This window comes from Bradyrhizobium sp. AUGA SZCCT0158 (genome assembly GCF_018130065.1).
GTDB lineage: Bacteria > Pseudomonadota > Alphaproteobacteria > Rhizobiales > Xanthobacteraceae > Bradyrhizobium.
This window is the reverse complement of record NZ_JAFCME010000005.1, coordinates 278,500-302,152: the sequence shown is the minus strand read 5'-3', so window position 1 is coordinate 302,152 and position 23,653 is coordinate 278,500. Positions and strand designations below refer to the sequence as shown.

The window sequence follows — 23,653 nt, the reverse complement described above, 5'->3', positions numbered from 1 at the left end:
CTATCCGGCCCTCGACCCCGGCGGCGGAATTGCCATATGACCGATCCATGGACAGTCTCATCGAACCCTCTTCACTAACCGGCCTGGAGCCGGACACCATTTCCATTTCCAACGTCAATCTCTCGCTCGGTACGGGCGCGGCACGCGTTCATATTCTGAAGGATATCAGCCTTCGTGTGGCACCGGGCGAAGCGATCGGCCTGATCGGACCGTCAGGTTCGGGGAAATCCACCTTGCTGATGGTGATGGCGGGGTTGGAGCGGCCTGACAGCGGAGAGGTGGTGGTGAACGGCACGCCGTTCAATGCCCTCGACGAGGACGCCCTCGCCCGCTTCCGCGGCCGCCAGGTCGGCATCGTGTTCCAGTCGTTCCATCTGATCCCGACCATGACGGCGCTGGAAAACGTCGCGGTGCCGCTGGAGCTCGCCGGCAATCCCGATGCGGCCAAACGAGCCGAGCAGGAGCTGACCTCGGTCGGTCTCGGCGATCGGCTGCATCACTATCCGACGCAGCTCTCCGGCGGCGAGCAGCAGCGCGTCGCGCTGGCCCGCGCGCTGGCGCCGGATCCTGCGATCCTCGTCGCGGACGAACCGACCGGCAATCTCGACGAGGCGACCGGCAAGCAGATCGTCGACCTGCTCTTCACCAAGCATTCCGAGCGCGGCATGACGCTGGTGCTGGTGACGCACGACACCTCGCTGGCGCAACGCTGCGACCGCGTGGTGCGGCTGCGCTCGGGCCGCATCGACGGACAGCCCACTTCATGACCATGGCGTCGGAAGCCGCTGGCGGCAGCCGCGCATCATCATCACTGGCGCTGCGTTACGCGTTTCGCGAACTGCGCGGCGGCCTGCGCGGGTTTTACGTCTTCATCGCCTGCATCGCGCTCGGTGTGATGGCGATCGCCGGGGTCGGCTCGGTCGCGGCCAGCCTCAGCGACGGCCTGAACCGGGAGGGCCGCACCTTGCTCGGCGGCGACGTCGCATTCTCGCTGATCCAGCGCGAAGCCACGCCAGAGGAAATCGCCTTCCTGCGCGCCCGCGGCGAGGTTTCGGTCGCAGCCGCCTTGCGCGTCATGGCCCGCAGCGGCGACGGCAGGCTGGCGCTGGTCGAACTCAAGGCGGTGGATGGAAAATACCCGATGCTCGGGGAGTTGACGCTTGAGCCCAAGATGCCGGTTGCGGACTTGCTGGCCGAGCGCGACGGCGTATTCGGCGCGGCGGTGGATTCCGTGCTGCTGGCGCGGCTCGATCTCAAGCTCGGCGACCGCATCAGCATCGGCAACGCCAACTACCAGATCCGCAGCGTGGTCGGCGCGGAACCGGACAAGCTCGCCGGCAATGTCGGGCTCGGGCCGCGCGTCCTGGTCAGCGAAACCAGTCTGCGCGCGACCGGATTGCTGCAGCCCGGCAGCCTGGTGCGCTGGATCTATCGGCTGAAACTGCCCGACAATGCGGCCGACGAGCGCGCCGCGACCCAGCTGATCGATAGCGTGCGGGCCGCGTTGCCGGAGGCCGGCTGGTGGATCCGCAGCCGCGCCAACGCCTCGCCGCAGCTCGAGCGCACCATCAGCCGTTTCACCCAGTTCCTCACCCTGGTCGGCCTTGCCGCCCTCCTGGTCGGCGGCGTCGGCGTCGCCAACGCCGTCAAGAGCCATATCGACCGCCGCCGCGACGTCATCGCCGCGTTCAAGGCGCTCGGCGCCACCGGCCGCGACGTCTTCACGATCTATCTGACCCAGGTCGTCGCGCTCGCCGGGATCGGCTCGATCATCGGGCTCGTCGCAGGCGCCGCGCTGCCGTTCGTCATCGTCGGCCTGTTCGGCAAGCTGCTGCCGCTGCCGGTGATCCCCGCGCTGCATCTCGACGAACTCGCATTGTCCTTCATCTATGGCCTGCTGACCGCGCTTGCGTTCGGGCTGTGGCCGCTCGGACGGGTGCACGACGTGCCGGTGGCGGCGTTGTTCCGCGAGGAAGTCGCCCGCGAATGGCACCGTCCGCGCTGGCGATACCTCGCCTTGATGGCCGTCGTGATTGCGCTTTTGATCGCAGTCGCCATCGGCCTTGCCTACGATAAGCGGATCGCAGCGGTGTTCGTCGCGTCGTCGGTTGCGGTGTTCGCACTGCTGTGCGGCGTCGCCGCTGGCCTGATGGCGCTGGCGCGCCGGCTGCCGCGATCGGACATCACCATGCTGCGGCTGGCGATTGCCAACATCTACCGGCCCGGCGCGCTGACGCCGTCGGTCGTGATGTCGCTGGGCCTTGGCCTCGCCGTCCTCGTCACCATCACCCAGATCGACGGCAATCTGCGACGGCAGTTCCTGGCGGCGTTGCCGGACCGCGCGCCCTCGTTCTACTTCATCGACATCCCGACCTCGGAAGCCGATCGCTTCGGCGCGTTTCTCAAGCAGACAGCGCCGCAATCGACCGTGGAGGATGTGCCGATGCTGCGCGGACGCATCGTAGCAGCCCGCGGCGTCAAGGCCGACGAGCTCAAACCAACGCGGGATACCGAATGGGTGCTGCAGAGCGACCGCGGCCTGACCTATACGGCCGACATCCCCAGGGGCTCGAAAGTCGTCGAGGGCGATTGGTGGAGCGCGGACTATCGCGGGCCACCACTGGTCTCGATGGAGAAAAAGATCGCCGACGGAATGAGGCTCAAGATCGGCGACGAGATCGTCGTCAATGTGCTGGGCCGCGACATCCCGGCGAAGATCGCCAATCTGCGCAACGTCGACTGGCAGGGCCTCGGCATCAATTTCGTGCTGGTGTTCTCGCCCAACGCCTTCAAGGGCGCGCCGCACACCCATGTCGCGACCCTGTCCGAGGCCCACCCGGATCCGGCCGGCGACGCCCGGATCATCAAGCAGGTGGCCGACGCGTTCCCGATGGTGACCAGCGTACGGGTCCGCGAGGCGCTGGACACGATCGGCACCGTCGTCACCAATCTCACGCTCGCGATCCGCGGCGCCAGCGCCGTGACACTGATTTCGGCCATCCTGGTGCTGGGCGGCGCACTCGCCGCCGGCCATCGCCATCGGGTCTATGACGCTGTGATCCTGAAGACCCTGGGCGCGACGCGGGTGCGGCTGCTCGGCGCCTACGCGCTGGAATATCTGATGATCGGCCTGGCCACGGCGGTGTTCGGCGTGATCGCAGGCTCGGTCGCGGCCTGGCTGATCGTGACGCGGCTGATGACGCTGAGCTTCATATGGCAGGCCGGCAGCGCCGCCGGCGTCGTCGCCGCGGCCCTGATCGTCACGGTAGGCCTCGGACTCGCCGGCACGTTGCTGGCCCTGAACCAGAAGCCGGCCAGCGTGCTGCGAAATTTGTGACAATTTGTAGCGGGCGGCAAGGCGGCGTTAACGCTGCTTTTGCTGGAAAATAGCTATCTAGAGCGACATTCAGCCGCGCGTGGAAGCTTGCAGCGGATGTGTTAGTTTCCCACATACCAGCCTGGGACAGAGGCCGGTTTGATGACACCGAATTAATGTCAGCAAATCGCGGCCTTTGGGCTAGATATTCTAACCGGCGACGCAAACCCCTTGCGATCCGCCGGGCAACCAACGGGAATTCGACCATGTCGGACCTAGACCGTAACTACGCTTCTCCTTTCGGCCGGGCCGCCGGACGCGTCGATGCCGCGGCCGTCGATGCCGGTCTGCGCGCATACATGCTGCGCATCTACAATTACATGTCGATCGGCCTGGCCATCACCGGTCTGGCGGCGCTCGGCGTCTATATGATGGCGGTGACCCCGGATCAGTCGGCCGGCGTCGCCAAGTTCGGCAGGGAGTTCCTGACGCCGTTCGGCTACGCGATGTATGTCAGCCCGCTGAAGTGGCTGTTTATCCTCGCGCCGTTGGTCATGGTGTTCGCGATTTCGTTTGGCATCAACCGGCTGAGGCCCGCGACGGCGCAATTGCTGTTCTGGGCGTTCGCGGCGCTGATGGGCATCTCGCTGTCGTCGATCTTCCTGGTGTACACCCACACCTCGATCGTGCGGGTGTTCTTCATCACGGCGGCAACGTTCGGCGCGCTGAGCCTCTACGGCTACACCACCAAACGTGACATGAGCGGCATGGCGTCGTTCCTGTTCATGGGCCTGATCGGCGTCATCATCGCGAGCCTGGTCAACATGTTCCTCGGCAGCTCGATGCTGCAGTTCATCATCTCGGTGGTGGGCGTGCTGGTGTTCGCGGGCCTCACCGCCTATGACACCCAGCGGCTGAAGAACGACTACATCTACGGCTATGCCTCGCAGGGCGGTGACATTGCGGAAAAGGCGGCGATTACCGGCGCACTTTCGCTCTACCTGAACTTCATCAACCTGTTCACGCTGCTGCTGCAGCTGCTTGGCCAGCGCGACTAGCGATCCAGTCCAGCCAAAGAATTGAAGCCCCGGCCTCGCGGCCGGGGCTTTTCTTTTGCGGCCAGCAAAAATAATCTGTCACCATGTCTACGCCCGATATCAGGCCCGCCACCGAGGCCGACCTTCCCTTTGTCACCGAAATCTACGAGCACGCGGTGCGCTACGGCACCGCGACATTCGAGCTGATCCCGCCCGATCTCGTCGAGATGACAAGGCGGTTCCGTGTGCTGATGGACGGGGGATTTCCGTATTTCGTCGCCGCGGTCGAAGGCCGGGTGATCGGATATGCCTATGCCGGCCCCTACCGCCCTCGGCCGGCCTATCGCTTCACGGTGGAGAACTCGGTCTATCTGCAGCCGGCGACCCACCGCCGCGGCATCGGCCTGTTGCTGCTGCAGCGGCTGATCGCCGAATGCGAAGCGCGGGGCTACCGGCAAATGATCGCCGTCATCGGCGATTCCGCCAACGCCGGCTCGATCGGCGTCCACACCAAGACCGGCTTCCAGATGATCGGGACGCACCCCTGCGTCGGTCTCAAATTCGGACGCTGGCTGGACACGGTGATGATGCAGCGCGCGCTTGGCGAAGGCGCCGCGACGGTGCCCGCGGATTCGAAGGCCTAGAATCGTAGATGGGGTAACGGGCCGGCCGATTAAACCACCGCCAGCTTCCGATCGATCACTAGTAGCACGCGCTCAAGCTCATGGCCGCGGCGCAGGATCAGCCCGGTCGCCGAGATCACGCTGTACATGCCCTGCTTGCGCGCCAGCCGCGGATCCTTCTCGATGCGATAGATCGGTACTTCGGAGGCGCGGCGGAACACCGAGAACACCGCGCGGTCCTTCAGGAAGTCGATGGCATAGTCGCGCCACTCGCCATCGGCGACCATGCGGCCGTACAGATTGAGGATGCGATTGAGCTCCAGGCGATTGAACGTAACGCTATTCGGCAGCGGACTTGCAGTGGCGGTACGCGCCACCGCGCGACTCCCACTTGGATCAGTGTCCTCCGACATCGAACTCATCGAGCGCCTCCTGTCGTCTCCGGCATGATCTTGTTCCGAAAAAACCGGTCCCCACTAAAAACCGGTCCCCACTTTCGGATCATGACAATGACATGATCGCGCTAACCGCCGGGCACCGCAAGGCCCTTTGAAATTGCGGCGGAAAACCGCGACGGGCCGTGCGGCAACACCGGAAATACCGAGTCACGGGAACGTTAGAGGAATCATATTGCTGCCCCACTTCCGCCCATCGCCCGCCCCGCTGGCTTGCGACAAGTGAATCCTGCGTTGACCCGGTCCTTTCGGTTCCGGATTCCTCAGCCCCCAGCCCCCCGGGGCCGTCGGGATCGGGTCTGTTCGCAGGGGAGCTTTCTCCCGCACTGGGCCAACGAGAGTTGGTCCTTTTTCTTTTGGGGGGTGCTTCGTCATTGCGGAGCATTCCACCGGATCCGCGCAAAGCGCCCCACAATTTCTGCTGTCGTCCTCCGCGAAAGCGGGGGCCGAGTACGCCGCGGCGGCGAGATATATCGCTGGTTTTTCGGACTACTGGATCGCCCGAAGCGCAGACAAGTTTACGTAGTCTGCGCAAGGCAGACTACCATGTCGGGCGACAACAGCTTGGGTGGCGCGAGAAATCCGAAATCAGCGCAGCGGCGTGTAGGCCGCGCCCAGCATCGGGCCGGGCTTTTCGCGATTGCCGTCCTGGACATAGACGACCGCGGCATCGACGCCATCGCGGGAGATGTTTTCAAGCGGAACGGTCCAGCTTCCGGAATTGCCGTTCCAGTCCCCGACCTTCAGGATGTTGCGCACCACATTGTAGTAGGTGACCTGGCGGCCGCGGTTTTCGCCGCGCCCGATCGAGATCGGCACCGCCTTCGAGACCGAGCAAATCCAGACTTCGCCCTGCGATGAAGTCGGCGCGTTGCTCGCCGCCACCGACACGTTGATGTGCTTGCCGGACAACGTCATCGTCACCGGTACCGACATCACGCCGGCGGCTTTCTGGGTGTGCTGGATTGCGCTGTCGATGCCTGCACGATCGCTGCCGACCACCTTCGCCGAACCGTTGACGATGACCTGCGGCGTGTAGACGTCGCGATCGCCACGCATTTGCGAATAGGCTTTCTGGCGCGCGCTGAAGCGCGAGTCCGCCAGCGTATCCTTCCAGCCCAGATAATCCCAATATTCGATCGGCATGCTCAGCGCGATCACGTTGGGGTCCTTGGCGAGCTCGCCAATGATCTCGTCGGCCGGCGGGCACGACGAGCAGCCTTGCGAGGTGAACAGCTCGACGACCGCGCGCGGGTCGGCATGAGCGGGACGGATAATCGCGACGATGGCACAGACGCCAAGCGCACTCGACCATCGCGAAATCGAACTATTGGCCATCATCGCTGTCATACTGCGAACCGGTCCCGGCGATTTCTATCCGTATTTGTACGGGGCATGATTTTCTATCCCTAAGCGCGCACCCCAGACGCAAGAAAGCGGCCTTTTCATAGGCCGCCTTCTTCCCGGTCGCTACTCACGTAGCGGTGAGGCACCGATCACAAATCCGCGTTTCAGGGCGTTTTCAAGCGAAGTATGCCCTCGGACTTGATCCGGTGGTGGATACGCCTTCGCGTGAAGAAACGCGTCAAAACCGAACTCAAGCCGCAAGCTTGCGCAGCACATAGTGCAGAATACCGCCGTTGCGGTAGTAGTCGAGCTCGTCGAGCGTATCGATGCGGCAGAGCAGCGAAACGCGCTGCAGCGACCCGTCGCCGGACACGATTTCCGCGGTCAGCTTCTGACGCGGCTTCAAATCGCCCTGCAGGCCGCGGATCGTCACCTTCTCGTCGCCCTTCAGCCCGATCGATGTCCAGGACTGGCCGTCCTCGAAGGTCAGCGGCAGCACGCCCATGCCGACCAGGTTGGAGCGATGGATGCGCTCAAAGCTCTGGCAGATCACCGCGCGGACGCCGAGCAGCCTGGTGCCCTTCGCCGCCCAGTCGCGCGACGAGCCGTTGCCGTATTCGGCGCCGGCGAACACCACCAGCGGCACCTGCTCGGCCTGGTACTTCATCGCGGCGTCGTAGATCGACATCTGCTCGCCGTCAGGCCAATGCTTTGTCAGGCCGCCTTCCGGAATATTTCCATCAGCGCCTTTGAGCATGAAGTTCTTGATGCGGATATTTGCGAAAGTGCCGCGCATCATGATCTCATGGTTGCCGCGCCGCGTGCCGTACTGGTTGAAGTCGGCCGGACGCACCTGATGCTCCGACAGATACTTTCCGGCCGGAGAGGTCAGCTTGATCGAACCGGCCGGCGAGATGTGGTCGGTGGTGATCTTGTCGCCGAACATCGCCAGAATCCGCGCATCGACCACGTCGACGATCGGTTCCGGTTCTTTCTTCATGCCTTCGAAGTAGGGCGGGTTCTGCACATAGGTCGAGCTCATGTTCCAGCGGTAGGTCTCGCTCTCGACCGTCTTGATCTTGCGCCAGTTGGTATCGCCCTTGAACACGTCGGCGTAGCGCTTCTTGAAGATCGTCGCGGTGACGAACTTCTTCATATAGGCGTTGATTTCCTTGGTGGTCGGCCAGATGTCCTTCAGGAACACCGGCTTGCCGTCCTTGCCTTCACCGATCGGCTCGACCGAAAGGTCCTTGGTCACGGTGCCGGCCAGCGCATAGGCGACGACCAGCGGCGGCGAGGCGAGATAATTCGCCTGCACATCCGGCGACACGCGGCCTTCGAAATTTCGGTTACCCGACAACACAGCGGCGGCGACGATGCCATTGTCGTTGATCGACTTCGAAATATCCTCCGGCAGCGGGCCGGAATTGCCGATGCAGGTGGTGCAGCCGAAGCCGACCAGGTTGAAGCCGACCTTGTCGAGATCGAGTTGCAGTCCGGAATTGGACAGATATTCCGCGACCACCTGGCTGCCCGGCGCCAGCGAGGTCTTGACCCATGGCTTGGCCTTCAGGCCCTTGGCGGCGGCGTTGCGCGCCAGCAGGCCCGCACCGATCAGCACGCTCGGATTTGACGTGTTGGTGCAGGAGGTGATCGCCGCGATCACGACGTCGCCATGGCCGAGGTCGAACTTGCGGCTCTCGACGGCGAAGCGATGCGAGGCATCCGCCGCCTTCTTGTATTCGGTGGTCATCGCTGCGGAGAAGCCCGAGGCGACCGCCGGAAGTGCGACGCGGCCTTCGGGGCGCTTCGGTCCGGCCATCGAGGGCACCACGTCGGCAAGATCGAGCGTCAGCGTTTCCGTGAACACGGGGTCGGCCGATTTGGCGGTGCGGAACAGGCCCTGCGCCTTGGCGTAGGCCGCGACCAGCTTGACCCGATCGGCCTTACGGCCAGAGGTTTTCAGATAATCGATGGTCGCGGCGTCGACCGGGAAGAAGCCGCAGGTCGCGCCATATTCCGGCGCCATGTTGCCGATCGTCGCCTTGTCCGCGACCGACAGATAATCAAGGCCGGGGCCGTAGAATTCAACGAACTTTCCGACCACGCCCTGCTTGCGCAGCATCTGCGTCACAGTCAGCACCAAATCGGTGGCGGTGACGCCTTCCTTCATCTGGCCCTTGAGCTTGAAGCCGATCACTTCGGGCAGCAGCATCGACTGCGGCTGGCCGAGCATCGCAGCTTCTGCCTCGATGCCGCCAACGCCCCAGCCCAGCACGGCAAGACCGTTGACCATCGTGGTGTGCGAATCGGTGCCGACCAGCGTGTCGGGATAGGCGACTTCGAACGTGCCGGTCTTCCTACCGACCGTCATCTTCTCTTTGCGGGTCCACACCGTCTGGGCGAGGTATTCGAGATTGACCTGGTGGCAGATGCCGGTGCCGGGCGGCACCACCGAGAAATTCGTGAACGCCTTCTGGCCCCACTTCAGGAACTCGTAGCGCTCCTGGTTCTGCTTGTATTCCTCGACCACGTTCTTGCCGAACGCCTTGTTGTCACCGAAGAAGTTGACGATCACGCTGTGGTCGATGACGAGGTCGACCGGCACCAGCGGATTGATCTTTGCGGCGTCGCCGCCGAGCGCCTGCATTGCGTTGCGCATCGCGGCGAGATCGACCACCGCCGGCACGCCGGTGAAATCCTGCATCAGCACGCGGGCGGGGCGAAACGAGATTTCATGCTCGAGCTTGCGGGTCTTCAGCCATTTCGACACCGCGATGATGTCGGCCTTCTTGACCGTGCGATCGTCTTCAAAACGCAGCAGGTTTTCCAGCAGCACCTTCATCGAATAGGGAAGCTTGGAAATTCCCTTCAGACCGTTCTTCTCGGCGGCGGGCAGGCTGTAATACACGTAGGTCTTGCCACCGACCTTGAGGGTCTTGCGGCATTTGAAGCTGTCGAGCGAGGTCATGTCAGGAAATCCCAATTCTCAGTTATACCCGGCAAGGGGTATTTAAACACCGTCAGCGCGGTCGGCTTACCGGCTTGCGGCCGCCGGTTGTGTGCTGCATCAAGTTCCGGGCTTATAGAATCTTTCTAGATGCGCCGCCACAACCACGATCGTGCTGCAGCATTGCGCGACCCAAAAATTCTGATGCGGTACCCCAAGGTTTTCTGAAGGGCCGTAACGAGGCAAGATGCGGCTCACAGGACGTCAGATCGATTGTGTGCGGGGCGGGCGCGCGGTGTTTTCCGGGCTCGATTTCGAGGCCGCTTCTAGCCAAGCCCTTGCCGTCATCGGCCCGAACGGCTCCGGCAAGACGTCGCTGCTGCGGCTGATCGCGGGCTTGCTGGTGCCGGCAGGCGGATCGGTCGCGCTGGAAGGCGGCGCGGACGAACTGACGCTGCCCGAACAGGCCCATTATCTCGGCCATCGCGACGCACTGAAACCCGCGCTCAGCGTGCTGGAGAACCTGTCGTTCTGGCGGGATTTTCTGGGCGGGGACGCCAGCGATCCCAACGAAAGCCTCGCCAAGGTGGGGCTCGCGCACGCGACGCATCTGCCGGCGGCGTATCTGTCGGCCGGCCAACGGCGCCGGTTGTCGATCGCCCGGCTGCTCGCGGTGCGGCGGCCGGTCTGGCTATTGGACGAGCCGACCTCGGCGCTCGACGCCGCCGGGCAGGATCTGTTCGCGGGCCTGATGCGCGATCACCTCGCGCGCGGCGGCATCATCGTCGCGGCCACCCATGCGCCGCTCGGGATCGAGGCGGACGAATTGCGGATGGGGGGCGGGAAGTGAATGCGCTGAGCTTCTCGCCTCTTGGTACAACTCTCTCCGTTCCCTCCCCCCTTGCGGGGTCCGAGGCGAGCGAAGCTCGCTCTCGAGGTCAGGGAGAGAGGTATCCCACGACGTGCTCTCTCCGTTCGACCTTCGACAATAGTCCCCCTCAGACACCATTTCCGGAGCTACCCCTCTCCCCCGCCCTCCCCCGCAAGGGGGGAGGGAGCGATTGGCGCTCGTTGCGGCATCGTCGCTCTACATCCGGCAAGATGCAGAGGGATTTCCAATGACCGCCCTTGCCGTGCTGATTCGACGGGATATCAGGATCGCGCTGCGCGTCGGCGGCGGCGCGCTGATCGGCGTGCTGTTCTTCCTCACCGTCACCGTGCTGATGCCGTTTGCGCTCGGGCCCGACCTGGCGCTGCTGACGCGACTCGGGCCCTCCATTCTCTGGCTCGGCGCGCTGCTGGCCAGCCTGCTCACGCTCGACCGCCTGTTCACATCAGACCACGAGGACGGCTCGCTCGATCTGATCGTGATGGGCCGGACACCGCTGGAACTGGCCTGCGCCGCCAAAGCGCTGGCGCACTGGCTCGCCGCCGGCCTGCCGCTGATCATCGCGACCCCCGTGCTTGGGCTGATGCTCAATCTCGACGCCACCGCGACCTCGGCCGTGGCACTGACGCTGCTGGTGGGAACGCCGGCGCTGACTTTCATCGGCATGATCGGCGCCGCGCTGGCGGTGACGCTGCATCGCGGCGGGTTGCTGCTCGCGGTTCTGGTGCTGCCGCTGTCGATCCCGGTGCTGATTTTTGGCGTAGCGGCGTCGCAGGCCGCGATATCGGGGCCGCTGCCGTTTGGAACACCGTTCTCGATCCTCTGCGCGATCTCGCTGGTCAGTTTCGTGATCGGACCGTTTGCCGCAGCCGCCAGCCTGCGGCACGGGCTGGACTAGATAATCTGATGCATGCCGATCAACACTTGATGGAACAGAACAAGCCGCATTGCCTGCCCCGCCGCCGACGATTATCAGGATGCCCATGACGTTGATCGACCTCGCCAACCCCACCAAATTCCTGTCGCTGACGGGGCGCATATTGCCGTGGCTGGCGGGCGCGACCGCGATCCTGCTGCTCATCGGCTTGTACCAGGCAGCAATGGCACCCGACGATTATCAGCAGGGCGCCACCGTCAAAATCATGTTCATCCACGTGCCCAACGCCTGGCTGTCGATGTTCGTGTGGGGCGTCATGAGCCTTGCGGCGCTGGGCACGCTGGTGTGGCGGCATCCGCTCGCCGACGTCGCTGCGAAAGCCGCCGCCCCGATCGGCGCCGCCTTCACATTTCTCGCGCTGGTCACGGGCTCGCTATGGGGCCGGCCGATGTGGGGCACCTATTGGCAATGGGATGCGCGGCTCACCTCGGTGCTGATCCTGTTCCTGATGTATCTCGGCCTGATCGCGCTGTGGCGCGCGGTGGACGATCCCTCGCGCGCGGCGCGGGCGGCGGCGATCCTCACACTGGTCGGCGCGCTCAATTTGCCGATCATCAAATTCTCGGTCGACTGGTGGAACACGCTGCATCAGCCGGCCTCGGTGCTTCGCATGGGAGGCTCCACGCTCGACCGCGCCTTCCTGATTCCGTTGCTGGTGATGGCGGTTGGATTTTCGCTGCTGTTCGTCACGCTGCATCTGGCGGCGATGCGCAACGAGATCCTGCGCCGCCGCGTGCGCAGCTTGCAGATCATGCAAGCCAGCCAACAGGCCGCGTGATGGCGCTCGGTCCCTATGCCTCCTTCATCGTGACGTCCTATGCGCTGGTCGCCGCGGTGGTCGCGATCCTGATTGCCTGGATCGCCATCGATTTTCGCCGCCAGAAGGCGCGCCTGCGCGAGCTCGAGGCCAGCGGCATCACCAGGCGCTCCGGCCGCAGTGCGGCGGATATCAGATGAGCGGGCCGGCGGCATCTGACGCACCGCGGCAAAGCCGGCGCTGGCTGGTGACGCTGCCGCTGATCGGCTTCATGGCGGTCGCCGGGCTGTTCCTGCTGCGGCTGCACGGCGGCGATCCTTCGAAAATTCCATCCGCTTTGATCGGCCGCCCGGCGCCGCAGACCGCGCTGCCGGCGCTGGCAGGCCTGGTCGACAACGGCATCGCCGTTCCCGGGCTCGACCCGGCGGCCTTCAAGGGCAAGGTCAGCGTCGTCAACGTCTGGGCGTCCTGGTGCGTACCATGCCATGACGAGATGCCGCTGCTCACCGCTCTGGCCAAGGACAAGCGGCTGCAGATCGTCGGCATCAACTACAAGGATTCGCCCGACAACGCCCGCCGCTTCCTCGGCCGCTACGGCAACCCGTTCAGCATGGTCGGCGCCGACAGCAATGGCCGCGGCTCGATCGAATGGGGCGTCTATGGCGTGCCTGAAACCTTCGTGGTCGGCCGCGAAGGCACCATCGTCTACAAACTGGTCGGGCCGATCACGCCAGCCAATGTCGATACCGTGCTGAAGGCCGAGATCGAGAAGGCGTTGCGAGCGGGGAGTTAGCTCCGGCCGTCATTCCGGGGCGCGCCTTGGCGCGAGCCCGGAATCCATTTGTCGACGCGACTTGCGATCTGATGGATTCCGGGCTCTCGCTTCGCTCGCCCTCAGATGCGCAATTGCGCATCGGGAAATGACAAGGGATAAATAATTTCCAGCTTTTATCTGCCGTTCATTTGCCGGCCATGGCGCCGCCACGAATTCGAAGCTAGCTTGATGGCGTTACTTAAACCGTCCTTGGAGGGACACTTCTATGCGTCATTTCACGCTCGCTTCTCTTCTCGCAACTGCGCTCACGGTTGGCCTGATGACGGCAACCCCGTCGATGGCCCAGACCGCGCAGCCCGCGACCAAATCCGACAGCAAGATGGCTCCCGCGCCGAAGGCCCAGGAGTCGAAGATGGCGCCGGCCCCGAAGGCCGAACTGCTCGACATCAATTCGGCGACCGTCGACCAGCTCGAAGCGCTGCCGGGGATCGGCAAGGCCTATTCCGCCAAGATCGTCGCCGGCCGTCCCTACAAGGGCAAGGACGATCTGGTGCACAAGAACATCGTCCCGCAGGCGACCTACGACAAGATCAAGGACCAGGTGATCGCCAAGCAGAAGAGCTGATTGTTATCGTGCCCCGGACGCAGCGCAGCGCTCTTGCGGTGCGCTGCAGAGCCGGGGCCCACTCTAACGGATAGATCGGCTCAAACGGATAGATGGGTCCCGGCTCTGCGGTGCATCGTAAAGAACGCTGCACCGCGTCCAGGACACTAACTCTCACCCCTTCCTCACATCTCCCGCGTCCGCTTCGCTGGCTTCCAGCGAGGCCGGCTCCAGATGGTAGCGCTTGGTCAGCGGCATCTGGGCGATCGCAAAGATCATCGTCAGCGGAATCACGCCGAACACCTTGAAGCCGACCCAGAAGTCGGTCGACTGGGTGCGCCAGATGAATTCGTTCAGAAGCGCCATTGCGAAAAAGAACAGCGTCCAGCGCATGGTGAGGATGCGCCAGCCCTGCGGCGTCAGATTGAACACCTGATCGAACATGACGGCGATGAAGGAACGGCCGAACAGAAGGCCACCGCCGAGGATCGCGGCGAACAGGCCGTAGATGATGGTCGGCTTCATCTTGATGAAGGTCTCATCATGCAGCACCAGGGTCAGCGTGCCGAACACGATGACGATTACGGCGGTGACGATCGCCATCATGGGCACATGCCTGGTCACCACATAGGACGCGATCATCGCGGCGATGATCGCCACCATGAAGGCGCCGGTGGCGACGAACAGGCCGAACTTGGCGTTGGCGGCAAAAAACACGAGCAGCGGACCGAGTTCGGTCGCAAGCTTGAACAGCGGATGCGGCTGGGTCTTGTCCATCTTAGCTTTCGATTCCTGCAATCGCGTTCGCAAAATCCCGCGCGGTAAACGGCGCCAGATCGTCGACGCCTTCGCCGACACCGATGAAGTGCACCGGCAGTTTGAATTTCTCCGACAGCGCCACCAGGATGCCGCCCCGCGCGGTGCCGTCGAGCTTGGTCATCACAAGGCCGGTGACCCCTGCGGTACGATGAAAAGCCTCGACCTGCGACAGCGCATTTTGTCCCACCGTGGCGTCGAGCACCAGCAGCACCGCATGCGGGGCCGAGGCATCGACCTTCTTGATGACGCGGACGACTTTTTCGAGCTCCTTCATCAGCTCGGCCTTGTTCTGCAATCGCCCGGCAGTATCGACCAGCAGCACGTCGACGTTCTGTTCTTTCGCTGCGGTCAGCGCATTGAAGGCGAGGCCCGCTGAATCAGACCCCTGCGCGCCCGCGATCACAGGCGATTTGGTCCGCTCGCCCCAGACCTTCAATTGCTCGATCGCGGCGGCGCGGAACGTGTCGCCGGCCGCCAGCATCATCTTGCGGCCCTCGGCGCTCAGTTTCGCCGCCAGCTTGCCGATGGTGGTGGTCTTGCCGGAACCGTTGACGCCAACCACGAGAATGACGAACGGTTTTTGAGCGGCGTCGATCACCAGCGGCTTGGCCACCGGCGCCAGCACCTTCTCGACCTCGGTCGCGACCACCGCCTTGACCTCATCCGCCGAGATCGCCTTGTCGTAGCGGCCGGCGCCGACGGCGTCCGCGATCCGCACCGCGACCTCGGTGCCGAGATCGGCGCGCAGCAGCACATCCTCGATATCATCGAGCATGGCGCGGTCGAGCTTGCGTTTGATGACGAGGTCGGCAACGGCTGACCCGATCGAACTCGAGGTTCGCTTCAGGCCGCTCGAAAGCCGCCGCCACCAGCTCAGTTTTGGAGTTCCAGGAGTGGTATCGCTCATGTCGGACGTGTGTTAGCGGTTTCGCGCCATGAACGAAAGCCACAACCAATCCATTGATATTGGCGGGGCATCCCCTGAGGTCCCCGACCTGACCGCGGAAGAAATCCAGGCTCGCGTGCTCCACCGCGACGGGCTGATGCTGGTCATCGACAAGCCCTGCGGCCTGCCGGTGCATCGCGGCCCCAAGGGCGGCGCCAACCTGGAAACCTCGTTCGACGGGTTGCGATTCGGCCTGCCGCGGCCGCCGGTTCTCGCGCACCGCCTCGACAAGGATACCTCCGGCTGTCTCGTGCTGGGACGCCATCGCAAGGCCACGGCCTCGCTCGGGCTGCTGTTCAAGCACGGCAAGATCGGAAAGACCTACTGGGCCGTCGTGGAAGGCGGACCTGCCGAAGATGAAGGCACCATCGACATGGCGCTCGGCCGGCTCAACGTCGAGCGTGGCTGGTGGCAGAAGCCGGATCCGGACGGTCAAAAAGCCGTCACAAACTGGAAGGTGCGCGGCCGCGGCAATGGCCTCGCCTGGTTAGAGCTGGAACCGGTCACCGGCCGCACCCATCAATTGCGCGTGCACACATCGGCCACGGGCTGGCCGATCGTCGGCGACAACATCTACGGCAACGGCCCCCGCTTCGGCGAGCCGCGCCTGCATCTGCATTCCCGCGAGATCGTGATTCCGATTTCAAGGAACAAGGAACCGGTTCGCGTGGTGGCGCCGGCGCCGGAGCATATGCGCGAGCGACTCAGGGCGTGTGGGTGGAACGGGGAGTAGCGGCCAAGGTCCAGCGCTTGAGTTCAACAACCGGCACGAACTCGACCAGCGTCGCCGCCTTGAACACGCCCGCAAGCGGACGCCAATCCGATTGAAGTAGACCTTTCGCCCGCTCCAATCCTGCATCCGTCATGCCCGTCGCCAGGGTACAATGAGGTGTCCAGCGCCCCGTTTGATAATGTGGCCTGCAGGTTTCGCCGAGGGCACCAATGATCGTCGCATGTAAGCGCATCAGGTCAAGCGAAGAAGCCAAGGCCGCGTAACAAACGCCGCTGCCGGCACCAAATGTCGAGAAATCAGTCAAGGTGACGGTGATCTGGTCGGCATTGCCGAAGATCCGATCAAGCGAAGCGACCGCCGCCTCTACCACCAGATCGTCATAAACGGCCAATGTCACATGCGGCGCGAACCTGAGATCAGGCATCGAACTTGATACGCCCGCATTTGCAAGCCGCGCCCAGCGCCCCGAAATAGCGTCCGCCATTTCAGAATTGAAATGCAGGCTCACAGCAAAAGCCATGTTTGCCTAGCGTCCCGTCATCCGAGCACCATCATGTCCTATCATCGTCAGCGCTCGCACCGCGCCCGGCATTTCACCATTGATGGCAACGGGCAGGAAATGCTCCGTCCGCCCCTGCCTGCCGCTCTCGATCAGCACCTGTCGCGTCGCGCCGATCTCCGACGCCAGCCTCTTTCGCAACGCCGCCTCACCCGTCGCGCGCAAGCGCTTCGCCCGTTCCTTGATCGCCTCGCCCGCGACCTGCGGCATCCGCGAAGCCGGCGTGCCCGGGCGTTTTGAGTAAGGAAACACGTGCAGGAAGGTGAGACCGCATTCCTCGACCAGATCCTGCGAACGCGCGAACATCTCTTCCGTCTCGGTCGGAAAGCCCGTGATGATATCGGCGCCGAGCGCGATGTCCGGCCGCAGCCGCCGCACCTGCGCGCAGAATTCGATGGCATCGCTGCGTGAATGCCGTCGCTTCATCCGCTTCAGAATCAGATCGTCGCCGGACTGCAGCGACAGATGCAGATGCGGCATCAGGCGCTCATCATCCGCAATGACGCCGAGCAGATCGCGATCAGCTTCGATCGAGTCGATCGATGAAATCCGCAAACGCTTCAGTTCCGGCACATGCCGCAAAATCTGCTTTGTCAGTTGGCCGAGTTTTGGCGTGCCCGGCAAATCGGCGCCGTAGCTGGTGAGATCGACGCCGGTCAGCACGATCTCGGCATGACCGCGTTCGACCAGCGCGCGGACCTGCTCGACAACAGCTCCCATCGGCACCGAGCGCGAATTGCCGCGGCCGTAGGGAATGATGCAGAAGGTGCAGCGGTGGTCGCAGCCGTTCTGCACCTGCACGAACACCCGCGGCAGGCCGCTCTGAAAACCTTCCAGCAAATGCGGAGCCATCTCGGTGACCGCCATGATGTCGGCGACCGCGATCTTCTCGCTGGCCTCGACGCCAAATCCGGTATCGAACGCGGCACGCGCGCTGCGCCAGGCCTCGCTCCGCATCTTCTCGTCATTGCCGACGACGCGATCGACTTCAATCATGCCGGCAAACATTTCAGGCTGGGTCTGCGCCGCGCAGCCGGTGACGACGATGCGCGCATTGGGCCGCTCGCGCTTCAGCCGCCGGATCGATTGCCGCGCTTGCGCGACTGCCTCGTTGGTGACGGCGCAGCTGTTGATGACCACGGTATCGGAAAGGCCGGCATTCTCGGCCTCGTGCCGGATCACTTCGGATTCAAAGGCGTTGAGGCGGCAGCCAAACGTAAGGACGTCGACGCTCATGCGACGCTGGCGAACAGCGCCGGATCGAAGCGGCCTTCATATTCGAAATCGGCCGTGCCGGTCATCAGCACATGATCGTCGCGCTCACGCCATTCGATCGAGAGCTTGCCGCCCGGCAGCGTCATTTCAACGACACGATTGGTGCGCTTCAGCCGCGCCGCGGCGACCGCGGTGGCGCAGGCGGCCGAGCCGCAGGCCCGGGTCAGCCCGGCGCCGCGTTCCCAGGTGCGCATCGTGATGTGATCGCGATCGACGATATGGGCGAGCGTGATGTTGGCGCGATCGGGGAAAATGGGGTGATTTTCCAACAGCGGCCCGAAGCGCTCGAGGTCGTAGGCGTTGATGTCATCCACCCAGAAGATCGCGTGCGGATTGCCCATGCTGACGACCGACGGCGAATGCAGGATCGGCGCGTCGATCGGCCCGACCTGCAGTTCAATGTAACGCGTGTCGCGAAACTCTTCGGCGAGCGGAATTTCCTGCCAGCCGAATTTTGGCGCGCCCATGTCGACCGTGTAGAGATCGGGCTGCGGCCCCTGCCAGCAATTCAGCAGGCCCGAGCGGGTCTCGAAGGTCACGGCCGTCTGGCCGGTCTTCTCGAACAGCCGCCGCACCACGCAGCGCATGCCGTTGCCGCAGGCGCCGGCCTCCGAGCCGTCATTGTTGTAGATGCGGATGAAGGCCTCGGTACCCTCCAGCCGCGGCGGCTGCAATACCATCAACTGGTCATAGGGCACGCCGGCGGGCGAGGCGACGGCGCGCGCCTCCTCCGCCGTCACCTTGGCCGGCTTGTCGCGCAGATCGACCACGACGATTTCGTTGCCGATACCGTTCATCTTGGCGAATGCCTGATTGGCCAGCGCGCTCATGGAATTTCCCAATTTCTGCCTGCTTATATGGCGAATGGTGGCCGATTGCCTAGTGCGCAGGGGCGCATGACGCATCTGTCATGGGACGAAGGCGAAGCTTGCGTGTTAGGGATGGCGGCGTCTTTGCGGGCGTGACGGGACATACCGCGACCGCTTGGGGATGGATGGAGAATGCCTAAAATGAACCGTATCAGCCCTTTCCGCTCGGCCATGGCCGCGCTGGTCGCGACGCTGGCAATCGCGTGGGGCGGCGCCGCGCTGGCGCAATCGCCGGCGCCTGCCGCCTCTCCGTCCGCCAGCCCTTCCGCGGCACCGGTGCCCGCCGCTTCGGCTTCCCCTGCTCCGGCGGAAGCGCCCGCGGCATCCGCGCCCCCGGCACCGGCAACCTCCCCGGCGCCGGTGGCAAGCCCGTCGGTTGCCCCTTCGCCGCCACCCGCGGCCGCCCAGACGCCGGCCACGCCCCCCGCCGCGACCGTTCAGACCGCTGACCCCTTCGGCGAGCAATTCACGCTGGAGCCCAAAAAGGTGGTGGTCATGAAGGGCACCGCCAATTGGGACTCGGCGTTCGACACGCTGATCGATTCATTCAAGGCGCTGACCGCGCTGCTCGACAAGCAGGGCATCAAGGCCGCGGGCAATGCGATGATCGTCTACACCTCGACCGACGACAGCGGCTTTACGTTCCTGGCCGAAATTCCAGTCGACCAGGAGCCGAAGAACCTGACCAAGGACATGAGCATCGGCAAATCGCCCGAGGGCAAAGCCCTGAAGTTTGTCCATCGCGGCTCCTACGACAACATGGACAACACCTATGAGGCGATCACCAATCACCTCGACGACAAGAAACTTGAAGCAAAAGACACCTTCGTCGAGGAATACATCACCGATCCCTTGAAGACCGCGGAGGACAAGCTGGTGATCAACGTCTATGTGCCGCTGAAGTGAAAGACATGAAACAGGTACTCGCTCTCGCCGCCGCCGGTGTCGCGCTGCTGGCCACGCCCGCGCTGGCGCAGACGGTGCCGCCGCCCGCCATCTCCGTGACCGGCGAAGCCAATGTCTCGGTGCCGCCGGATCAGGCGCGGATCGATGGTGGCGTGACTACCGAAGCAAAGACCGCGCGCGAGGCGTCGGAGGCGAACAACGCGGCGATGGGCAAGGTGCTGCTGGCGCTGAAAGGCGCCGGGATCGAGGAGACGGATTACCAGACCTCGCGGCTGTCGCTGCAGCCGCAATATCCGCCCAACCCGAACCGGACTGGACCTGCGGTGATTTCCGGCTATCGCGCCAGCAACCGCGTTACCATCAAGCTGCGCGACGTCACCAAGGTCGCCAGCATCATCGACGTATTGGTCGGCGCCGGCGCCAACGAAGTCGGCGGCATCAATTTCGTGGTTACGCAGGCTTCAAAACTGCTCGACGAAGCGCGCGAGCAGGCAATCGCCGACGCGCGGCGCAAAGCGCAAATCTACGCCAAGGCTGCCGGCGTAACGCTCGGCGAACCGATCAGCATCTCCGAGGAGGGCGCGCCCAGCCCGATGTTCCGCAGCAAAGTCGCCGGCGGCATGGCTGCATCCGCGCCGGTGGCGCCAGGCGAAGAGACGCTATCGGTTTCGGTGAGCGTGTCCTGGGCGATCAAGCCGAAGGAATAACTGATCGTCGTCCCGGCCTTGAGCCGGGACCCATAACCACAGGGCTCTGTGGTTAGGGCAAGCTGGAGCTCCTGCCTTTTTCAATACTCAGGTCGGTGGTTATGGGTCCCGGCTCAGCGCTCGCTACGCTTGCTTGGCCGGGACGACGAGATAATTAGCGCGGCGACTAAACCTCGAATACCTGCCCGGGTTTCAGCGCCGCAAACCGCTCGCGCGGAATTTTCGCTTCATCCAGCGCTTCGCCGAGTGCGACGACAGGCGCGTCGATCGCCTCGTCGGTGAGCTGGAACGTGCCGTGATGATGCGCCAGTGCCGTTTGCGCCCCGCAATCCGCCAGCGCCTTCACAGCGTCCGACGGGTTCATGTGCTGGTCGCGCATGAACCAGCGCGGCTCATAGGCGCCGATGGGCAGGATCGCCAGCCGCAGCGGGCCATGAGCTTCGGCAACCCGGCGAAAATGCTTGCCGTCGCCGTAGCCGGAATCGCAGACGATGTAGAGTTTGCCGGCGGGCGTCTCCAGCACGAAGCTCGCCCACAGCGCCTTGTTGCGGTCGAACAGCCCGCGCGCCGACCAATGCCGCGTCGGCACCAGCGTCACGGCGATGCCGTTGCCGAGTTCGATGCGATCCTTCCAGTCGAACGCTTCCACTTTGATCGCTTCATCCGCGTCGCGCATGGTGACGTCATTGCCGAGCGGTGTGATCACGCGCGGCGAAAACGTTTTCGCGAGCCTCGACAGCGTCGCCAGATCGAGATGGTCGTAATGGCCGTGCGACACCAGCACGACATCGATCTTGGGCAATGCGTCGAAGGCGATGCCGGGATCGTTGTGCCGCTTCGGCCCGGCCCAGGAAAACGGCGAGGCCCGCATCGACCACACCGGATCAATGAGGATGTTGAGGCCGCCGGTCTGGATCAGCCAGCTCGCGTGGCCCACGAACGACAGCCGCACCTTGTTGCCGTCAACGCGCGGCGGCGGTGTATCCGCATGCGCACTCGGCACCCAATCCGGCCAGCTCGCGCGCTGCCGGCCGCCGCCGAACTGCCAGCGCAGCACCTCGGCCAATGATTTCGGCGGCGAGCCATCCGGATCGAAGAAGGTCAGGCCGTCGAAATGATCGGAAGCAGGGCCGTCATAGGTTTTCATGCGGGACATCCAGACAGACGATGCGCCGGTGGCCAGGCCGAGACCGGCAAGCACTGCAAAGACACGACGGCGGGTGATGGGCACGGGGATCACAAACAGCGAGAGAGAACGAAGGCACGGGCGTTATATGGCGTGCGCCGGCGAAGTTGGAACCTGCGGCGGCGTTTTCCGCCAATCCAAATTATTTGTACCGTCGCAAGGCTACCCTTGAGATTAAAGGCTAATGTTTCCAATACCTTAGTAAAATTTATCGGGTCACGAAATCCAGATTTCCTTGACTTTCTCCCTTCACGGGCGTTTAACCCCCGCACTTCTCGGAAAGACGTTCTTTTCGACCCGCCGCCCGGCCCTTGAGACCGGAGGCCAACGCCCGACAGCGCGATGCGCCCTCGGGCGTAATCGTGTTTGGAAATTCGTCCTGAGGCAGGACAGAGGATAACGGCATTGTTCGACAATCTGTCGGAAAAGCTTGGTGGGATACTCGATCGGCTGACGGGGCGCGGTGCGCTGTCCGAAAAGGACGTCGATGCCGCGATGCGCGAGGTGCGCCGCGCGCTGCTCGAGGCCGACGTCTCGCTCGACGTCGTCAGAAGCTTCATCGACCGCGTCCGCGAGCAGGCGATCGGCGCCACCGTCGTCAAGTCGGTCACACCCGGCCAGATGGTAGTCAAGATCGTCCATGACGAACTGGTCGCCACGCTCGGGGCTGACGGCCAGACCATCGATCTCAATGCGGTGCCGCCGGTCGCGATCATGATGGTCGGTCTGCAGGGCTCCGGCAAAACCACGACCACCGCAAAACTCGCCCGCCGCATGACCCAGCGCGACAAGCGCAAGGTGCTGATGGCCTCGCTCGACATCTATCGCCCCGCGGCGATGGAGCAGCTCGCCGTGCTCGGGCGCGATCTCGATATTCCGACGCTGCCGATCGTGGCCGGCCAGAAGCCGGCGCAAATTGCAAAACGCGCGCTGGAAGCCGCCAAGCTCGGCGGCTACGACGTCGTGCTGCTCGACACCGCCGGCCGCACCACGCTCGACGAAGAGATGATGTCGGAAGCGGCGGAGATCAAAACCGTCGCCAGCCCGCATGAAGTGCTGCTGGTCGCGGATTCCCTCACCGGCCAGGACGCGGTCAATCTTGCGCGCTCGTTCGACCAGCGCGTTGGCCTGACCGGCATCGTGCTGACGAGGGTTGATGGCGATGGCCGCGGCGGCGCCGCGCTGTCGATGCGCGCGGTCACGGGAAAGCCGATCAAGCTGATCGGCACCGGTGAAAAAACCGACGCGCTGGAAGATTTCCATCCCAGCCGTATCGCCGGCCGCATCCTCGGCATGGGCGACGTGGTGTCGCTGGTCGAAAAGGCGGCGGCGAATATCGACGCTGAAAAGGCGGCGCGTGTCGCGGAAAAGATGCGCAAGGGTCAGTTCGACCTGGCCGACATGCGCGAGCAATTGCTGCAGATGGCGAATATGGGCGGCATCAGCGGGCTGATGGGCATGATGCCCGGCATCGCCAAGATGAAGAACCAGATCGCCAACGCCGGGATCGACGACAAGATCATCAAGCGTCAGGTCGCGGTGATCGATTCGATGACGCGGCAAGAGCGCAAGAGCCCCGACCTCCTGAAAGCCAGCCGCAAGAAGCGCATCGCGGCCGGCGCCGGCGTCAAGGTCGAGGAAGTCAACAAGCTCCTGAAGATGCACCGGAACATGGCCGACATGATGAAGGCGATGGGTTCAGGCAAGCGCGGCCCGATGGCCGGCATCGCGCAGGCGATGGGATTTGGCGGCGGCGGCATGCCGTCGGCCGAACAGATGAAGGCGCTGGCGGAGAAAATGCCTGGTGGCGCTGGCCCCGGCGGTATGCCCGCGCTGCCGAAGGATATTCCGGTGGGCTTGCGTCAGGGCCTGCCGAATTTGCCGGGGCTTACGGGCCTCAGCGGCAAGCCGACGCTGCCGGGCCTCGGCGGCTTCCCCGGCAAGAAGAAATAATCGCGATCAA

General features: G+C 63.9%; 23 protein-coding genes. 14 read left to right on the top strand and 9 right to left on the bottom strand.

Annotated elements, in window-relative coordinates:
• The first annotated feature begins 47 nt into the window (after positions 1-47).
• The 4 genes from JQ574_RS10010 to JQ574_RS09995 all read left to right on the top strand — a co-directional run bounded on the left by JQ574_RS10010 (position 48) and on the right by JQ574_RS09995 (position 4,997).
• The gene (locus JQ574_RS10010; RefSeq protein ID WP_212204135.1) at positions 48-767 is read left to right on the top strand and encodes an ABC transporter ATP-binding protein; all 720 of its coding nucleotides are present in this window, start codon (positions 48-50) and stop codon (positions 765-767) included.
• Positions 764-3,337, top strand: a complete 2,574-nt coding sequence (locus JQ574_RS10005; protein ID WP_212204134.1) for an ABC transporter permease — start codon at positions 764-766, stop codon at positions 3,335-3,337. The genes JQ574_RS10010 and JQ574_RS10005 overlap by 4 nt, the downstream gene beginning before the upstream one ends.
• A 245-nt stretch (positions 3,338-3,582) precedes the next feature.
• Positions 3,583-4,374: a Bax inhibitor-1/YccA family protein gene (locus tag JQ574_RS10000; RefSeq protein WP_212204133.1), complete on the top strand. Its 792-nt coding sequence runs from the start codon at positions 3,583-3,585 to the stop codon at positions 4,372-4,374.
• Between the two features lie 83 nt (positions 4,375-4,457).
• Positions 4,458-4,997, top strand: coding sequence for a GNAT family N-acetyltransferase (locus JQ574_RS09995; protein ID WP_212204132.1), 540 nt, complete (start codon positions 4,458-4,460; stop codon positions 4,995-4,997).
• 29 nt (positions 4,998-5,026) lie between these two features.
• Here JQ574_RS09995 and JQ574_RS09990 read toward each other — a convergent pair whose 3' ends face one another.
• The 3 genes from JQ574_RS09990 to acnA all read right to left on the bottom strand — a co-directional run bounded on the left by JQ574_RS09990 (position 5,027) and on the right by acnA (position 9,749).
• Positions 5,027-5,398: a DUF2794 domain-containing protein gene (locus JQ574_RS09990; protein WP_211999183.1), complete on the bottom strand. Its 372-nt coding sequence runs from the start codon at positions 5,396-5,398 to the stop codon at positions 5,027-5,029.
• A gap of 621 nt (positions 5,399-6,019) precedes the next feature.
• Complete coding sequence (locus JQ574_RS09985; protein WP_192739310.1) at positions 6,020-6,781, bottom strand: DUF1223 domain-containing protein; 762 nt, start codon at positions 6,779-6,781, stop codon at positions 6,020-6,022.
• A gap of 247 nt (positions 6,782-7,028) precedes the next feature.
• On the bottom strand, positions 7,029-9,749 hold the full coding sequence (acnA, locus tag JQ574_RS09980; RefSeq protein WP_212204131.1) for an aconitate hydratase AcnA: 2,721 nt from the start codon (positions 9,747-9,749) through the stop codon (positions 7,029-7,031).
• 226 nt (positions 9,750-9,975) lie between these two features.
• Here acnA and ccmA point away from each other — a divergent pair, with 226 nt between their 5' ends.
• From ccmA to JQ574_RS09950, 6 genes are all read left to right on the top strand, one after another.
• The gene (gene ccmA / locus JQ574_RS09975) at positions 9,976-10,578 is read left to right on the top strand and encodes a heme ABC exporter ATP-binding protein CcmA (protein ID WP_212204130.1); all 603 of its coding nucleotides are present in this window, start codon (positions 9,976-9,978) and stop codon (positions 10,576-10,578) included.
• Positions 10,579-10,846: 268 nt separating this feature from the next.
• On the top strand, positions 10,847-11,515 hold the full coding sequence (ccmB, locus tag JQ574_RS09970; RefSeq protein ID WP_212204129.1) for a heme exporter protein CcmB: 669 nt from the start codon (positions 10,847-10,849) through the stop codon (positions 11,513-11,515).
• Between the two features lie 85 nt (positions 11,516-11,600).
• Complete coding sequence (locus JQ574_RS09965; RefSeq protein ID WP_283813708.1) at positions 11,601-12,332, top strand: heme ABC transporter permease; 732 nt, start codon at positions 11,601-11,603, stop codon at positions 12,330-12,332.
• Entirely contained in the window at positions 12,332-12,511 is a 180-nt protein-coding gene (ccmD, locus tag JQ574_RS09960; protein ID WP_192739315.1) for a heme exporter protein CcmD, read from the top strand. Before JQ574_RS09965 ends, ccmD begins: the two co-directional genes overlap by 1 nt.
• Positions 12,508-13,104, top strand: a complete 597-nt coding sequence (locus JQ574_RS09955) for a DsbE family thiol:disulfide interchange protein (RefSeq protein ID WP_212204128.1) — start codon at positions 12,508-12,510, stop codon at positions 13,102-13,104. Before ccmD ends, JQ574_RS09955 begins: the two co-directional genes overlap by 4 nt.
• Before the next feature lie 247 nt (positions 13,105-13,351).
• Positions 13,352-13,711 carry a helix-hairpin-helix domain-containing protein gene (locus JQ574_RS09950; RefSeq protein ID WP_192739317.1) on the top strand — a complete coding sequence of 120 codons (360 nt, stop codon included), beginning with the start codon at positions 13,352-13,354 and terminating at the stop codon, positions 13,709-13,711.
• A 153-nt stretch (positions 13,712-13,864) separates the two neighbouring features.
• Here the strand turns inward: JQ574_RS09950 and JQ574_RS09945 are convergent, their stop codons facing one another.
• Together JQ574_RS09945 and ftsY are read right to left on the bottom strand one after the other, a co-directional pair.
• Positions 13,865-14,467: a septation protein A gene (locus JQ574_RS09945; protein WP_212204125.1), complete on the bottom strand. Its 603-nt coding sequence runs from the start codon at positions 14,465-14,467 to the stop codon at positions 13,865-13,867.
• A gap of 1 nt (position 14,468) precedes the next feature.
• Positions 14,469-15,416: a signal recognition particle-docking protein FtsY gene (ftsY, locus tag JQ574_RS09940; protein WP_212273361.1), complete on the bottom strand. Its 948-nt coding sequence runs from the start codon at positions 15,414-15,416 to the stop codon at positions 14,469-14,471.
• A 28-nt stretch (positions 15,417-15,444) separates the two neighbouring features.
• Here ftsY and JQ574_RS09935 point away from each other — a divergent pair, with 28 nt between their 5' ends.
• Positions 15,445-16,188 carry an RluA family pseudouridine synthase gene (locus JQ574_RS09935; protein WP_212204123.1) on the top strand — a complete coding sequence of 248 codons (744 nt, stop codon included), beginning with the start codon at positions 15,445-15,447 and terminating at the stop codon, positions 16,186-16,188.
• Here the strand turns inward: JQ574_RS09935 and JQ574_RS09930 are convergent.
• The 3 genes from JQ574_RS09930 to dapF are packed head-to-tail and all read right to left on the bottom strand — an operon-like array spanning position 16,160 to position 18,852.
• Positions 16,160-16,708: a 2'-5' RNA ligase family protein gene (locus JQ574_RS09930; protein ID WP_212204122.1), complete on the bottom strand. Its 549-nt coding sequence runs from the start codon at positions 16,706-16,708 to the stop codon at positions 16,160-16,162. The genes JQ574_RS09935 and JQ574_RS09930 overlap by 29 nt on opposite strands.
• A gap of 6 nt (positions 16,709-16,714) precedes the next feature.
• Positions 16,715-17,983: a tRNA (N(6)-L-threonylcarbamoyladenosine(37)-C(2))-methylthiotransferase MtaB gene (mtaB, locus tag JQ574_RS09925; protein WP_212204116.1), complete on the bottom strand. Its 1,269-nt coding sequence runs from the start codon at positions 17,981-17,983 to the stop codon at positions 16,715-16,717.
• A complete protein-coding gene (gene dapF, locus JQ574_RS09920) occupies positions 17,980-18,852 on the bottom strand; it encodes a diaminopimelate epimerase (RefSeq protein WP_212204114.1) in 873 nt (290 codons plus the stop codon). The genes mtaB and dapF overlap by 4 nt, the downstream gene beginning before the upstream one ends.
• Before the next feature lie 180 nt (positions 18,853-19,032).
• On the opposite strand from dapF, the gene JQ574_RS09915 reads away from it, so the two are divergent.
• Both JQ574_RS09915 and JQ574_RS09910 read left to right on the top strand, forming a co-directional pair.
• Positions 19,033-19,797, top strand: a complete 765-nt coding sequence (locus JQ574_RS09915) for a GyrI-like domain-containing protein (protein WP_212204112.1) — start codon at positions 19,033-19,035, stop codon at positions 19,795-19,797.
• Positions 19,798-19,802: 5 nt separating this feature from the next.
• The gene (locus tag JQ574_RS09910; protein ID WP_212204110.1) at positions 19,803-20,504 is read left to right on the top strand and encodes an SIMPL domain-containing protein; all 702 of its coding nucleotides are present in this window, start codon (positions 19,803-19,805) and stop codon (positions 20,502-20,504) included.
• A 166-nt stretch (positions 20,505-20,670) separates the two neighbouring features.
• On the opposite strand, the gene JQ574_RS09905 is transcribed toward JQ574_RS09910, so the two are convergent.
• Positions 20,671-21,735 (bottom strand): MBL fold metallo-hydrolase, encoded by a 1,065-nt coding sequence (locus JQ574_RS09905; RefSeq protein WP_212204108.1) that lies wholly within the window; start codon positions 21,733-21,735, stop codon positions 20,671-20,673.
• Between the two features lie 360 nt (positions 21,736-22,095).
• On the opposite strand from JQ574_RS09905, the gene ffh reads away from it, so the two are divergent.
• Complete coding sequence (gene ffh / locus JQ574_RS09900) at positions 22,096-23,643, top strand: signal recognition particle protein (RefSeq protein ID WP_192739326.1); 1,548 nt, start codon at positions 22,096-22,098, stop codon at positions 23,641-23,643.
• The last annotated feature ends 10 nt before the right edge of the window (positions 23,644-23,653 follow it).